The organism is Caenimonas koreensis DSM 17982, from assembly GCF_009646335.1.
Lineage (GTDB): Bacteria > Pseudomonadota > Gammaproteobacteria > Burkholderiales > Burkholderiaceae_C > Ramlibacter > Ramlibacter koreensis.
The window spans coordinates 377,187-391,136 of the sequence record NZ_WJBU01000001.1; the positions used below are offsets into that span (position 1 = coordinate 377,187).

Sequence of the window (13,950 nt, forward strand, 5' to 3'; positions counted from 1 at the left end):
TACTTGCAACATGGTCTGGGACATCTTCTGCAAGGTCATCGACAACCATGGCGACATCGGCGTGTGCTGGCGGCTGGCGACTCAGCTCGCCGGGCGCGGCGAATCCGCCCGCGTGTGGGTGGATGACCCATCGGCACTCGCCTGGATGGCGCCGTCAGGGCACGAGCGCGTCGAGGTGATTGCCTGGACCGACGAGCCTGCCGTTGCACTGGCGCCGGGCGACGTCGTGATCGAAGCCTTCGGCTGTGAGTTGCCGCAGCACTTCCAGGAGCAGATGGCGCAGCGCGCCACTCGACCGGTCTGGATCAATCTCGAATACCTCACGGCGGAATCGTTCGCCGAACGCAACCACACACTGGCCTCGCCCGTGCTCACGGGGCCGGCTGCGGGCGCGACGAAGTTCTTCTTCTATCCCGGCTTCACCGGGGGTACAGGCGGGTTGCTTCGCGAGACGCGCCTGGACGACGCGCAACATGCTTTCGACGCGGATGCGTGGCTGCGCGCACAGGGTATCGAGCGCGGCGATTCGATGGTGGTGAGCCTTTTTTGCTACGAGCCTGCCGCCATGTGCCAGCTGCTGGCGCAGCTCGCATCCGGCCCCAGGCAGGTCGCGCTGCTCGTGGCCGATGGACGCCCCGCTGCGGCGATACACCAGGCAATCGCTGCACTTGACGAAGCGACGCCGGGCTGGAATTCCCGACACCACCTCGCAGTGAAGTTGCTGCCGCTGCTCACCCAGCCCGACTTCGATCACTTGCTGTGGTCTTGCGACCTGAACTTCGTGCGGGGCGAAGATTCACTCGTGCGTGCGCTCTGGGCGGGGCGGCCGTTCATCTGGCATATTTATCCGCAGCATGACGACGCCCACCACACCAAGCTGCTGGCATTTCTCGACTGGATCGAGGCGCCTGCCTCGCTGCGCGAATTCCATCTTGCGTGGAACGGCATGAACAACGCCCTGCCCGCCATCGACATGGCTTCATGGGCCGCCTGCGCGGCCCATGCGCGCAATCGCCTGCTCGCGCAGGACGACCTGGTGACCAACCTCATGCGCTTTGTCCGGCAAAAAGGAATGCACGCATGAGGCTGTTGCTCGTCGAGGACGATCCCATGATCGGCCGCGGCATGCGCCAGGGCATGACCGACGCAGGCTTTACTGTGGACTGGGTGACCGATGGGCGCGCTGCCGAGCTTGCGCTGGCCAACGATGTGTATGACATGGCCATTCTCGACCTCGGGCTGCCGGGCAAAGACGGCATGAGCGTGCTGGCAGACCTGCGCGCCAGGCGCGAAACACTGCCAGTGCTGGTCGTGACGGCCCGCGATGCAGTGGCGGACCGTATCGCCGGCCTCAATGCCGGCGCCGACGACTATGTGCTCAAACCTTTCGACCTCGACGAACTTGTCGCACGGGTGCGCGCCGTGCTGCGCCGGCGGGCCGGCTCGCCACTGTTGCTCGAATGCGGCGAGCTCACACTGGATCCGGTGCGAAAGGATGTGCGTCTGCGCGGGGCGCCGGTTCACTTGTCGGCACGCGAATTCGCATTGCTCGAAGCGTTGATGCAGCGGCCCGGTGCCGTGCTGTCGCGCGAGCAGCTCGAAGATACGGTTTACGGATGGGGCGAAGAAGTCGGCAGCAACGCCATTGAAGTCCACCTGCACAACCTTCGCCGCAAACTGGGCGCCGACACGATACGAAATGTGCGCGGCGTGGGCTACAAGGTCGCGGCATGACAGGCTCGATCCGCAGGCGCGTGATCCTGTGGGCCATGGGCGCGCTCGCCCTCGGCGCCTCGCTGCTGGTCGCGGGCGCCTGGTGGGTGATGTCGCACGAGATGGGCGAGGTCTTCGAAGACAACCTCAAGCAGGTCGCGCTGGCTGTCGCCAATCACCACGGAACATCCGGCACTTTGCGCCAGCCGCGTCTGGCCCAGGCGTTGCCTCGCGTGTACGAGGAGTACGGCAAGTTCGAGTTTGTGACACAGGTCTGGGCCAGGGACGGCGTGCGCATCCACACCTCCGACGAATCGGTGAGCCTGCCCTTTCTGACCCGCAGCGGGCTCAGCACGGTGACAGCGAACGGCGAGCAGTGGTATCTGTACACGATCGTCCTCGAAGACGGCATCGTCCAGGCAGCACAGCTCGCGACCGAACGCGCAGCCCTGGCACGGGAAACAACTTCGATCATGATCGTGCCGGCCCTCGTGCTGCTTGCTGTTCTGGCGGGGCTGCTGGCTTACTCGCTGCAGCGCGCCCTGGCGCCCCTGTCGCAGGCGGCGCGCGACGTGACCTCCCGCAATCTGCAATCGCTGGACCCGATCCCGCTTGATTCGCATCCACCTGAGCTGCACCTGCTGGTCGGCGCCATCAATGACCTGATGGCGCGCCTGGGCGCCGCCATGGCGCAGCAGCGGCAGTTCGTCGCCGATGCGGCGCACGAACTTCGCACACCTATCGCGGCGCTTCGGCTGCAGCTGCAGCTGCTCGAACGGGCGAATGGCCCCGCCCAGCGCGAGACCGCACAGGCAGAACTCGCGGCAGGAATTGCCCGCGCGCAGCACCTGGTCGAGCAGCTGCTGCAACTCTCGCGGCTCGGCCCCGATGCACCGCCCCTGCGTTTGGATGAACTGTCGCTCGATGACCTCGCGCGCGCCGTTGTCAGCCAGTTCAGCGCGCGGGCCGAGCAACGAGGCGTCGACCTGGGCGCCGTGCCTTGCGGTGCCGACGTGAGGATTCGCGGCGATTCCCAGCAGCTCACCATCCTCGCCAATAACCTCGTAGACAACGCTTTGCGACACACGCCGCCTGGCGGTCGCGTCGATGTGGCCACGGCGATCGACGCAGGTCAGCCGAGCTTGCAGGTGAGCGATACCGGGCCCGGCATCGCCGGCGAAGAGCGCGACCGCGTGTTCGACCGCTTCTATCGCAGCGCGGATACGTCTGGCACGAGCGGCAGCGGCCTGGGCCTGGCCATCGTGAAGGCGGTGGCGCAGCGCCACCAGGCAACGGTGACCCTGAGCGACGCGCCCGAAGGCGGATTGCGCGTTACCGTGGCGTTTCCTGCGGCTTGACCGCAGCACCCGCCGCGGTGCGGCATGGCGCGAAAACGTCCATCGACGCGTCATAGGCGGATGTGCGCACCGCCAGGACACCAAGCACGGAATGGAACAGGTTGTCGTGGCTCGCCGGCCGCGCCGCCCGGCTTTTCAGGCAGGCGACGTCCACCTGGAAGCTGCGCTGGAATGCCGGCGAGAGCCACACGACCATCGGGACCTTCTTTTGCACGTCCGGCGCAATGGCATACGGCACGCCGTGCAGGTACAGCCCGCCCTCGCCGAGCGACTCGCCGTGGTCCGACACATAAAGCATCGCCGTGTCATGCGTCTTCTGGGCGCTGTCGAGGAAGTCGATCACGCGAGAGAGGAAGAAGTCGGTGTAGAGCAGCGAGTTGTCATAGGCATTGCGAATATCGCCCGGGCTGCACAGGCGCAGCTCGTCGGTCTCGCACGCTGGCGTGAATCGCTTGAACAGGGCCGGGTAGCGCTTGAAGTACGCCGGGCCGTGGCTGCCAAGCTGGTGCATCACGACAAACAGGTTGCCCTTGGCGTCACGCAATACACCGTCCATGCCGTGGACGAGGATTTCGTCGAGGCACTGCCCTTCCGAACACAGCGCATCAACGCCTGCGTGATCCAGCTGCTGTACAGGCAGGCCCTCGCACACGCTCTTGCAGCCAGACTGGTTGTCGCGCCAGAGCACATCGATGCCCGCGCGCTTGAGGACGTGAAGGAACGACTCGTGGGTGAGGATCTTTTCCTCGTCGTAGTTGCGCCGCCCGAAAGGGGAAAACATGCAGGGCAGCGACACCTCGGTCGACGTGCCGCAGGCTTCGGTCTGCGGGAAGTTGACAACGTTGCGCTTGGCCAGCTCCGGGTTGGTCTCCCTCGCGTAACCATTGAGCGAAAAATTCTGCGCACGCGCCGTTTCGCCAACGACCAGGACGAACAGCGTCGGCCGCTTGTGGGTCTGCCAGATCGCGGCATCGAGCTTCGCATCGCCGCCGACGACTGTTTTTGGCACGTTCGGCCGCTTTGCTCGGCCCCATACGTTGCCTGCCGAAGCAGCGATGACGTTGCCGGGCGTGAGCAGGTGCCGCACTTCCTTGTGGTTGCGCATCAGGGATGCGAGGTCCGCAAATGCAAAAAGCAGACTGGCGGCAAGGATCACGATAGCCCCTGTCAGCCACACCACCCGCACACCCAGCGCCCGCTTGAGCGGCCGCTGGTCGAGCCTGGGCCACCAGACCAGCGTGGCTGGCAGCAAGCCGAAGAGCAGTACGTAGGTAATGAGGTCCAGCCCCACGAGCTCGCGCGCTTCCTTGTAATTGGTGGCAAGCACGTTGCGCAACATCGCCCGGTCGAAGTAAACCGAATACCGGTCGATGTAATAGGCGCAGACTGCCGTGACAACGATCAGGATGGAGAGCAACGGCTTGACGGTATGCCGGGTCGACAGCAGGGCCGCCGCAATGAAGTACGCAGAGACAAACACGCCGAACATGGCGGCCATGAAGGCCCACGTCGCCGGCTCCCCCCAACTGCGGCCGCGCAACGCTGCGCTCCAGAACGGAGCGTTCATGACTGCCAACAGGAAAATGGAAGTGGCGAGGACCAGCGTCTCGACGTGGATCGCCGGACGGGTGCCCCGCAGGTCAGGAAACTTCATGAGCCGAAAGAGCGGTGTCGTTGCGCCAGCGCCATTGGGCCACAGAGTTCACCAGCAAGCCGCAAAGCCAGCAAAGCCACGCTGTCCACAGGGTGTGGCTCATGAAATGCGCGCCGCGAAGCTGCTGCGCGATGCCCAGTGTCAAGCCCACGGTGAGCGATAGGCCCAGGCATGCAAAGGCCAGCCGGCGCGACACCGGGTAGAACACGAAAAATCCCCCGAGAAAGCCGAAGGCAGCGGACGCATGACCGGCCGGGAAGCAGCGGCCAGGGCCGCCATCATCAACGCCCCAGGCCCAATGGTTCACGTAGGTGCCGATCCCGCCGAATTCGGCCAGGTCCCAGGGGCAACTGGTGTGACTCGCCTGCTTGAGCAAGTTGATGACCAGCACTGACACCAGCAAGCTCACGAGCCACTGGACACGTGCGGCCCGCGTGAGCCGTGAAAGCAATGCCGTCGGAGCCCAGATGCCGACAAACAGCCACGCGGCAACGCACCAGGCGGCATAACGCATGCCGTCATGCAGCACGGCGTTCACGAACCAGTTGTAGCGCAGGGGGAAAACGGCGCCGGCAGCGCCCACGCGGGCCAGCACCATGTCCAAGTCGCTGGCGTCCCACAAAAGCAGCAGTCCCAAGATACCCACTGTCCATATCGCCGTCGCGGGAAACATCCGGGCGGCCCAACGGTTGACTTTCAGCTGCATGCGCTGAGTCTGCAAAAGGGACACTTAAGCGACGCTGAAAGCCAGGCATGCCCTGCTGGCTGAAGGGGCAAAACGCGATAGAATAAGAGGCTTTGCGCCGGGTGCCCTCTTTTTGGTTGCCACAGGCGCCTTTCGCCGTTTCGCGCCGTGTCAAACGCCCGCTCGCGGCCTACCTTGTTCCCAAGCAAACTGCTATGAAAATCGCTCAAGAAATCCGCGCTGGCAACGTCATCATGAATGGCAAGGACCCCATGGTCGTCCTGAAGACCGAATACCAGCGTGGCGGCCGTAACTCGGCCACGGTCCGTATGAAGCTCAAGAGCCTCATCGCCAACTTCAACACCGAACTGGTCTTCAAGGCCGACGACAAAATCGACCAGATCGTCCTCGAGAAGAAGGACTGCACCTATTCGTACTTCGCCGATCCGATGTACGTCTGGATGGACTCTGAGTACAACCAGTACGAAGTCGAAATGGAAAACATGGGCGACGCCCTGAATTACCTCGAAGAGGGCATGCCCGCTGAAGTGGTGTTCTATGACGGCAAGGCCATCTCCGTCGAGCTGCCCACCAGCGTCGAGCGCGAAATCACCTGGACCGAACCCGCCGTCAAGGGAGACACCTCCGGCAAGGTCCTCAAGCCCGCCAAGCTGGCAACTGGCTTCGAAGTCGGCGTGCCGATTTTTGTGGCACAAGGCGACAAGATTGAAGTCGATACACGCACCGGTGAATACCGCCGCCGCGTCTAACGCCAACACGGCTTCAGAATCAAGGCTCCGCAAGGAGCCTTTTTTTTGCCTTCCGAGGTCGCTGCGCTGGACACGGCTGGGGCGCTGCGGCAAGAATGGGGCGAGGCGTACATCTGATTGGACTTACGATGATTCCGCTGGCCAGCCCTACCGAAGGCGAGGCAGCCGAGCTTCTCTACGCAAGCGCGACAACAAGAGTCTTCCGCCTGGAAAGTGGCGGGGTCCGGCTTGCGTGCAAGCAGCCCCTTGGCGCGGACGCATCGCGACGGTTGCAGCACGAAAGGGGTGTACTTGCGCGACTCGCCGGCCTCGATGGTGTCGTGCAGCTGGCAAGCGCGTTCGATCACGACAGGTGGCTGCCGCTTGAGGAATGCGACGCAGTCCCCCTTGGCAGGCAGCTAAGCGCCGGCCCGCTGAGGATGGAGGTTTTCCTGCCGATGGCAATCTTGCTGGCCCGCACGCTGGCCGCCGTCCATCGCGCGGGCGTCATTCATTGCGACATCCATCCGGCCAACATCCTGATCCGCACGAACGGACAGCCGGTGCTGATCGACTTTGACTTGTCCATACAGTCGCACAAGCAAGTGGTATCCACACAAGGCGGGCAGATTGCAGGCACGCCCGCCTATCGGTCGCCCGAGCAGACGGCTCGAACGCGACTCGGCATCGATGCCCGCAGCGATCTCTACTCCTTGGGGTGCACGTTCTACGAGATGGTTTGTGGCAAAGCGCCATTCGAGTCGCACGACGAACTCACGCTGATTCACGACCACCTGGTGCATGAGCCATTGCCACCGGCGAAGCGAAATCCCCACGTCCACCCGACGCTCTCGCGCATCATTTTGCGGCTGCTCGCCAAAGGCCCGCAGGAGCGCTACCAGAGCGCAGAGGGCTTGCTGCATGACTTGCAACGGCTCCACGTTGAAATCGACCAGCCGAACGCCGGCATCTTCACTTTGGGCGATCGGGACTTCGCAATGCGGCTGGCAGCGCCAACACGACTGGTGGGGCGCGAGGCAGAGATCACGGCGCTGCGCAGTGCACTCGTTGATTCGATCCGGACTGCGCGACACACTGTGCTGGTTGAAGGCTCGCCCGGTGTGGGCAAGAGCGCTCTGGTCAATGAACTGCGCCCCGTTGTGGCTGCGGCGGGCGGATGGTTCGTGCTGGGAAAATTCGACCAGTACCAAAAGGACGGAGCCACCGGTGGAGCCTTGACGCAGGCATTGCGCGGGCTCGGACGCCTGCTGCTGGCGCAGTCCGCAGACGAAATAGCCGCACAACGCCAGCTGATCCTGGACGGTCTCGGGCGCAGTGCAAGCCTGATGACGCGGCTGGTGCCCGAATTCGAGTTGCTGCTCGGGCCACAGCCCGACATGGCAGAGGCCGATCCGCAACAGGCAGAGATTCGGCTGCAGCAGGCCATTGCCGATCTCCTTCGCGTGATTGCATCGCCGCAGCGCCCGCTCGTGCTGGTCCTGGATGACATTCAGTGGGCCGGCGGGCTGTCGCTTCGGGCGATAGAACGGCTAATGAACGAACCGGGCATTCGCGGCCTGCTCCTGGTCGGCGCGTACCGCGGCAACGAGATCGATCCGGCGCACGTGCTCTCGCCGATGCTGCTGCGCTGGAACCAGCAGGCCGACACGCTGACGCATCTGGAGCTGCGCAACCTCACGCCGCTGGGCATGAGCGAGCTGATCGGGCAGATGCTCAGGTTGTCGCACGAACAAGCCGATGCGCTCGCCGAGGCCGTTGGCGCGTTGAGCGGCGGCAATCCATTCGATACGGTAGAGATCGTCAATACCCTGCGCCAGGAAGGTATCTTGTGGATCGGGCCTGACGGCTGGCAATGGGACGTCGACGCCATTCGACACTTTGTCTACCAGAACAGCGTTCTGGAACTGCTGGCCCAGCGCGTCGCCAAACTGCCGCGTTCATCGCAACTGCTGGTGGAATACATGAGCTGCCTGGGTGGATCCGTCGAGTACGGGCTGCTGAAGGTTGCTGCCGGGCTCGACACCGACGCATTGCGCGAGGACCTGCGCGCACCGATGGATGACGGGCTGCTCGTGCCGGACGCTAACGGGCAGGACGTCGCCCACTTTCGCCATGACCGCGTGCAGCAGGCTGTGCTGGGTGCACTTGACGACTTGCGGCGCAGCCAGCACCAGCTCGAAATGGCCCGCCGGCTCGCTGAGCAGAGCTCATTGCACGAGTACGCGGCGCAGCAATACCTTGGTTGCGTTGACCGCTTGCGCGAGCAGGCACCCGATGAAGTACGTCATGCTGCGCGGCTTTTTCACTCAACCGCCGCACGGCTCGTTGGCAACGCGAACCCCGCGCTCGCTGAACGCTACCTGACAGCGGCAGCGACCCTGCTTGATGCGCTCGACGGCCAACCAGATGCTGTGTTGCGCTGGCAGATCGATGTCGCGCTGCACGCTGTGCAGTTCAGTCTGGGCCGCATGGAAGAGGCCGATGCCTTGCACGCACGAGTCCAGGCGGGCATGGCCGACCCATTGCTGCTGGTCGAGCCAACATGCCTGCAGATGCGCAGCATCTATATGCGCGGGCGCATGCGAGATGCGCTCGACCTCGGCCTCGACCTGTTGAAGCGGCTCGGGCTGAAGGTGCCTGCAGACTTCGACGACCCAACGATGGAGCAGCGGCTCGATGCGCTGGGCCCGTGGATTCAGCGACAGCCGCAGCCAGATCCTTTGGTCCGGGCGCCGATCACCGACAGGCATCGCCTGGGCGTCGCCAATGTGCTCAGCCGGTGCTTCTCGCCTGCCTACTTCATGGTCGACAGGAATGCGCTCACGTGGCTCACGCTCGAATGCCAGCGACTGTGGGACGAAGAAGGCCCCTGCCCCGAACTCGTCGTGTCCCTTTGCCGATCGAGCATGATGCTCGTGCTCACCCGCAACGAATACCGCATCGGGTACGACATAGCCCGGTATGCGCTGGCCGCAGGGCTGGCCTATGGCTTCGAGCCTCAGACGTCCGAGGGGCGCCACGTCTTCACGATCAGCAACAGCCACTGGTTCGAGACACTGGAAGACACGGTGGTTCATGCGGTCCGCACCAGGGAAGACCTCACGCAGATGGGCGACATCACCTATGCGTGCTTCACGTACTTCGTCACCAGTCAGGCGTTCTTCGAATTCGAACGCACGCTCGACACGCATGCCGCCGAGGTGGCCACGGGCATGGCGCTTTGCCGGCGCACCGGCAACAACGTGTCCGCCATGCTCATTCGCTACGACCAACAGTTGCTGCGAGCGCTGCGTGGCGAAACCCTCGGCATGGGCAGCTTCAGCGATGCCCTGTTTGACGAAGCAGCATTTATCGCCGGCACGGCCGTTCCCGCGATCGCGAAGCTCACTTACCACGCACGCCGCGCATTGTCAGCGGGGCTGTTCGGCGATTTGCCGACCCTGGAGCACCACAGCGCCGCCGCGATTCCGTTCCTCAATTCGTCCCCGGGCTTCTACCTTAGCGCCCACACGCACCTGCTTCGCGCGCTGGCGCAGGCGTGGCAGTTGCAAGCACGAGCATCCGATGTGCCTGCCGACAGCGCGGCGCTGGCTGAGCTCGTGCGTTGCAGGCAGTGGCTGCAAGCGCGCGCCGCCGGCCAGCCTTACAACTTTTTGCATCTGCTGCGCCTGGTCGAAGCCGAAGAAGCCTGGGCGCGGGGCGACATGTGGCGCGCCATGAGCTGCTTCGATATTGCGATGAAAGAGGCGGCTGCACGCCAGCGCCCGTGGCACCTCGCCTTCGCCACTGAGCGAGCCGCCGCATTTCACCTCGCCAATGAGTGGACTCACACCGGCGGGCAATTGATGACGCAGGCCCGCGATATGTATGCCGACTGGGGCGCCACTGCGAAGGTGGAGCAAATGCAGGGGGTGTATCCCTTCCTGGAACGCACCCGGCAAGACAGCCACGCGCGCGGCAGTGAGCTTGCCGCCCCCGACTCGCTTGGCGTGATGGGCGTGCTGCGTGCTTCGCAGGCGCTCAGTTCGGAAACCAGCCTGGAGCGACTCGCCGCCAGGGTCACTGAGGTGCTTGCAGCATTGAGCGGAGCGACCAAAGTGCTGGTCCTGTCGTGGCAGGACGACCAGTGGAGATTGCTGTCGCCTGCGCCCAGTGAGACTTCAATTTCGTTGGCCGCTGCGGTCCAGCGCGGCCTGGTGCCGCACTCGGTCGTGCGATATGTCGAACGCACGCAGGAGCCGCTCGTGGTGGACGATGCACCGCACGACGACCGCTTCGCACGGGACCCCTACTTCGCAGGCCTGACTGTGTGCACCATGATGGCCGCCCCGATCGCCAGCCAGGGCTCCGCGCGCGCGCTGCTGCTGCTGGAAAACCGGTTGAGCAGAGCTGCCTTCAACAGTCAACGGCTCGACGCGGTGATGTTGATCGCCGGGCAGCTGGCCGTGTCACTTGCCAACGCGCATCTCTATGAAAGCCTGGAGCAGCGCGTGAAAGCTCGCACGCGAGAGCTGGAGCAGACGCAAGCACAGCTCGTGACGACAGCGCGGCTCGCAGGCAAAGCGGAGATCGCCAATAACGTGCTGCATAACGTCGGCAATGTGCTCAACAGCGTGAATGTCTCTGCCAGCATCGTGCGCCGTACGGTCGGCAGTTCCAGGCTGCAAGGCCTCAGCCGCGCCGTCACCTTGCTGAACGAACATGAAGGTGATATTGCCAACTTCATGAGCGTCGACCCGCGTGGCAAGGCGCTGATCACCTACCTCAATGAGATAGTTGGGGTGCTGGATGCCGAGCGCGAGAGCATCTTGAGCGACCTCGACAGGCTCACGCAAAGCGTGGACCACATCAGCTATGTGGTGGCAATGCAGCAGTCGCATGCCGGCCCTTCCAGTGTGCGGCAACTGGCGCAGCCGCGGGAACTGGTCGATGAGGCACTGCGCCTGAACCATGAACTGCTGCAGCGCAGCGCAGTGCAAGTCATTCACCGCCACGACGAAGTACCCGACCTGCAGCTCGACCGACAGCGCCTGCTGCAGATTCTGGTGAACCTCATCGCCAATGCGGTGCAGGCCATGGAAAGCGTGCCTGCCGACGCGAGGTGCATCACGCTCAGCACGGGCATCACCACTGCTGGGACGGGCCGCCGACTTTTCATCGCGGTGCGCGACGCAGGAGAAGGCATTGCCGCGCAGAACCTGTCGCGCATCTTCCAGCACGGCTTCACCACGCGCAGCGGCGGCCATGGGTTTGGGCTGCATAGCAGTGCATTGGCTGCGATGGAGATGGGTGGCAAGCTCACTGCTGACAGCGCCGGACCGGGCTTGGGTGCGGTATTCACACTCGATCTCCCGGCAGACGCCGCAGTCCAGTAGAAAAGAGGATGAATGCCAGCTGCGATGAATTTCGACTTCAACCTGATCACCGTGCCCTTCCGCATGCAGCCCGGCCTGCGGCGTATTGACGCAGACGCGATGCAATTGACGCCCCTCGACGCATCAGGACAGCTTTATTCGGAAAAGCGCGCCGTCGTCGAAGCAGGCGTTTCTCGCCAGCTGGTGCCAGGCTTCGATCCGCAGCCCGCGCTGCGCGCCATCGCAGCCCTGGGCCACAGCGATGCAGACCCCGCGCTCGCCTTCGAGGAAGACTTTGCCGTGCTCGATGGCACCACAGGCACCCTTCCCTTCCTGTGCGTGTGCGTGCCTTCGCATTGGGCGCCCGAAGATAAACTCGGCCTGGACTTTGCCGCGCTGCACGCGCCCGTCGCCGACAACGCGCTGCTCGTCGCTGCGTCAAAGCAGCTCGTCGCACTCGCGACGAACGGCGACTGCTGGGAACGGCACGTCTGGACGATCAACCCGTCGCCTCGCTACGACCAGCATCCGCGCCGGCACACACGTACACCATGGCCCGCTGCCGGCAACTTCACGGCATTCGCCCGGGGCAGCTGGCTGCGGGCCGAGCGTCAGTGCTTCTTTCCGGTGGGCCAGGGCACGAAGCAAGCGGTCTTTTCGATACGCGTCATGCTGCAGCCGCTGGCCGAAGCCGTCAACACGCCTGAGCGAGCACAACGTCTTCACGATTCGCTGGCTTCGATGACGCCGGCCGTGCTCGACTACAAGGGCCTCACAGCCGCGAAAGAGCCCCTGCTGCGCTGGCTCAGCGAATGCGCGGCCAGAGCAGCACCACAAGCACAGTGACCAGCACCGTCGCCACAGCCGCAATGGCAACCCACACGCCATAGTGGCTCACAGGCTTGCCGGATGCAGCGTTCGAAGGCGCATCAACCGCCCCCGGCCAAGCCGATGCATCAGGCAACCACTCCACCAGCTCACCCGCTGCCGTGGGCGTGAACATTTCCAGCGCGACCTTCTGCAGTTTCTCTGAATCCCCGCTGCGCAGCCACAAGTCCACCAGCGAGCCGCGCAAGCGCGCATGAACGATCGAGGCCAGCGCAATCTTCACACGGCCTTCTTTCCAGCCCAGCCCACTGCGAAAACGGCCGGCCAGCCGCAGCACGTCGTGCTGGACACGAGCTTCGATTTCGCCACGAAATGCCGGGATCTCCAGCGGGCCACGTTCGGCCTCGACCAGGGCGGCCGAGTAAGTGGCGCGCACCAACGAGAAAACCCCGCTGCGATTGGCGCTGAAACTCTCCGCCGGCCGGCGGCTGATCAGGTCGGCCACGGTGCGCTCGGTGCCGTCGTCGCCCACCACGATGTGCTCGCTGGTGAGCGTGTTCTTGATGCGCATGCCGACAATCGTCCTGCGGTTGTACGGGCCAACGCGCCCGCCCTCCAGCAAGACGTGAAAACTGCTCTCCTGGGCTTCTGATCCGTGCTTCATTGTTGAGGCAAGGATAGCGGAAATGGCTGCCTTCGATTGCCGCAGAATGGGCGCATGCCATCTACACGAAATCTCCACGACCGCCGCCTGGCCGACGCCTGGGCCACCCTGCAAGCTCACTCAAACGAAGGCCTGCCGCTCGACCCCGATGCCAGCCGCCTTGCCTTTGCCGACCCGGAGTTTCTGCTGCGCCGCGAAACGCGCGGCATCCGCTTCCAGCTGGAGCTGCTCAAGCCCGATCTTGAGCAGCAGGCCCACGGCATCGAGAACACGATCGTCGTCTTCGGCAGCGCGCGCTTTCGCAGCACCGAGGAGGCCGCTGCGCTGGTCGAGGCAGCGCAGAAAGCGGGCGACGAGACAGCGATCCGCCGGGCGCAGGCACTGGCGCGCAACTCGCACTACTACGAGAAGGCCCGTGCGTTCGGCAAGATCGTCGCGCAATACAGTGCCGGCAAGGACCCTGCCGACATGCTGTTCATCTGCACCGGAGGCGGGCCGGGCATCATGCAGGCGGCCAATCGCGGCGCCCACGAAGGCAACGGCATCAGCGTGGGTCTGGCCATCGCGCTGCCAATGGAAGAAGAGCCCAATCCGTACGTGACGCCGGCCCTGTCGTTCCGTTTCCACTATTTCGCCCTGCGCAAGATGCACTTCATGATGCGTGCCAAGGCGCTCGTCGCGTTCCCCGGCGGCTTCGGCACGCTCGACGAGCTGTTCGAGGTGATCACGCTCGTGCAAACCAGGAAGTCGCGCCAGGTGCCCATCGTGCTGTTCGGCACGGACTACTGGAAGCGGCTGCTCAACTTCGACATGCTGATCGAAGAAGGCGTGATTTCTGAGGCTGACCTGGAGTTGTTCCAGTACGTGGACGACCCGCAGGAGGCCTGGAACATCATCAAGACGTTCTACCGCCTGTGAGGCGCG

General features: G+C 64.1%; 10 protein-coding genes. 7 read left to right on the forward strand and 3 right to left on the reverse strand.

Features of this window, described 5'->3' with window-relative positions; translation table 11 throughout:
* Positions 1-10 precede the first annotated feature (10 nt).
* The 3 genes from earP to GHT07_RS01770 are packed head-to-tail and all read left to right on the forward strand — an operon-like array spanning position 11 to position 3,071.
* On the forward strand, positions 11-1,084 hold the full coding sequence (gene earP / locus GHT07_RS01760) for an elongation factor P maturation arginine rhamnosyltransferase EarP (RefSeq protein WP_153583315.1): 1,074 nt from the start codon (positions 11-13) through the stop codon (positions 1,082-1,084).
* Positions 1,081-1,734 (forward strand): response regulator, encoded by a 654-nt coding sequence (locus tag GHT07_RS01765; protein ID WP_153583316.1) that lies wholly within the window; start codon positions 1,081-1,083, stop codon positions 1,732-1,734. Before earP ends, GHT07_RS01765 begins: the two co-directional genes overlap by 4 nt.
* Positions 1,731-3,071 carry a sensor histidine kinase gene (locus GHT07_RS01770; RefSeq protein WP_153583317.1) on the forward strand — a complete coding sequence of 447 codons (1,341 nt, stop codon included), beginning with the start codon at positions 1,731-1,733 and terminating at the stop codon, positions 3,069-3,071. Before GHT07_RS01765 ends, GHT07_RS01770 begins: the two co-directional genes overlap by 4 nt.
* On the opposite strand, the gene GHT07_RS01775 is transcribed toward GHT07_RS01770, so the two are convergent.
* Both GHT07_RS01775 and GHT07_RS01780 read right to left on the reverse strand, forming a co-directional pair.
* Positions 3,046-4,725 (reverse strand): phosphoethanolamine transferase, encoded by a 1,680-nt coding sequence (locus GHT07_RS01775; RefSeq protein ID WP_153583318.1) that lies wholly within the window; start codon positions 4,723-4,725, stop codon positions 3,046-3,048. The genes GHT07_RS01770 and GHT07_RS01775 overlap by 26 nt on opposite strands.
* Complete coding sequence (locus GHT07_RS01780) at positions 4,712-5,431, reverse strand: phosphatase PAP2 family protein (RefSeq protein WP_228488114.1); 720 nt, start codon at positions 5,429-5,431, stop codon at positions 4,712-4,714. The genes GHT07_RS01775 and GHT07_RS01780 overlap by 14 nt, the downstream gene beginning before the upstream one ends.
* A 194-nt stretch (positions 5,432-5,625) precedes the next feature.
* Between GHT07_RS01780 and efp the strand changes: the two genes are divergently transcribed.
* The 3 genes from efp to GHT07_RS01795 all read left to right on the forward strand — a co-directional run bounded on the left by efp (position 5,626) and on the right by GHT07_RS01795 (position 12,380).
* Positions 5,626-6,180 carry an elongation factor P gene (efp, locus tag GHT07_RS01785; RefSeq protein WP_153583319.1) on the forward strand — a complete coding sequence of 185 codons (555 nt, stop codon included), beginning with the start codon at positions 5,626-5,628 and terminating at the stop codon, positions 6,178-6,180.
* Between the two features lie 128 nt (positions 6,181-6,308).
* Positions 6,309-11,555 (forward strand): trifunctional serine/threonine-protein kinase/ATP-binding protein/sensor histidine kinase, encoded by a 5,247-nt coding sequence (locus GHT07_RS01790; protein WP_194792785.1) that lies wholly within the window; start codon positions 6,309-6,311, stop codon positions 11,553-11,555.
* Between the two features lie 12 nt (positions 11,556-11,567).
* Complete coding sequence (locus GHT07_RS01795) at positions 11,568-12,380, forward strand: heme-dependent oxidative N-demethylase subunit alpha family protein (protein ID WP_153583321.1); 813 nt, start codon at positions 11,568-11,570, stop codon at positions 12,378-12,380.
* On the opposite strand, the gene GHT07_RS01800 is transcribed toward GHT07_RS01795, so the two are convergent.
* The gene (locus tag GHT07_RS01800; protein WP_153583322.1) at positions 12,340-13,026 is read right to left on the reverse strand and encodes a hypothetical protein; all 687 of its coding nucleotides are present in this window, start codon (positions 13,024-13,026) and stop codon (positions 12,340-12,342) included. The genes GHT07_RS01795 and GHT07_RS01800 overlap by 41 nt on opposite strands.
* A 54-nt stretch (positions 13,027-13,080) precedes the next feature.
* On the opposite strand from GHT07_RS01800, the gene GHT07_RS01805 reads away from it, so the two are divergent.
* On the forward strand, positions 13,081-13,944 hold the full coding sequence (locus tag GHT07_RS01805) for an LOG family protein (RefSeq protein ID WP_153583323.1): 864 nt from the start codon (positions 13,081-13,083) through the stop codon (positions 13,942-13,944).
* Positions 13,945-13,950 lie beyond the last annotated feature (6 nt).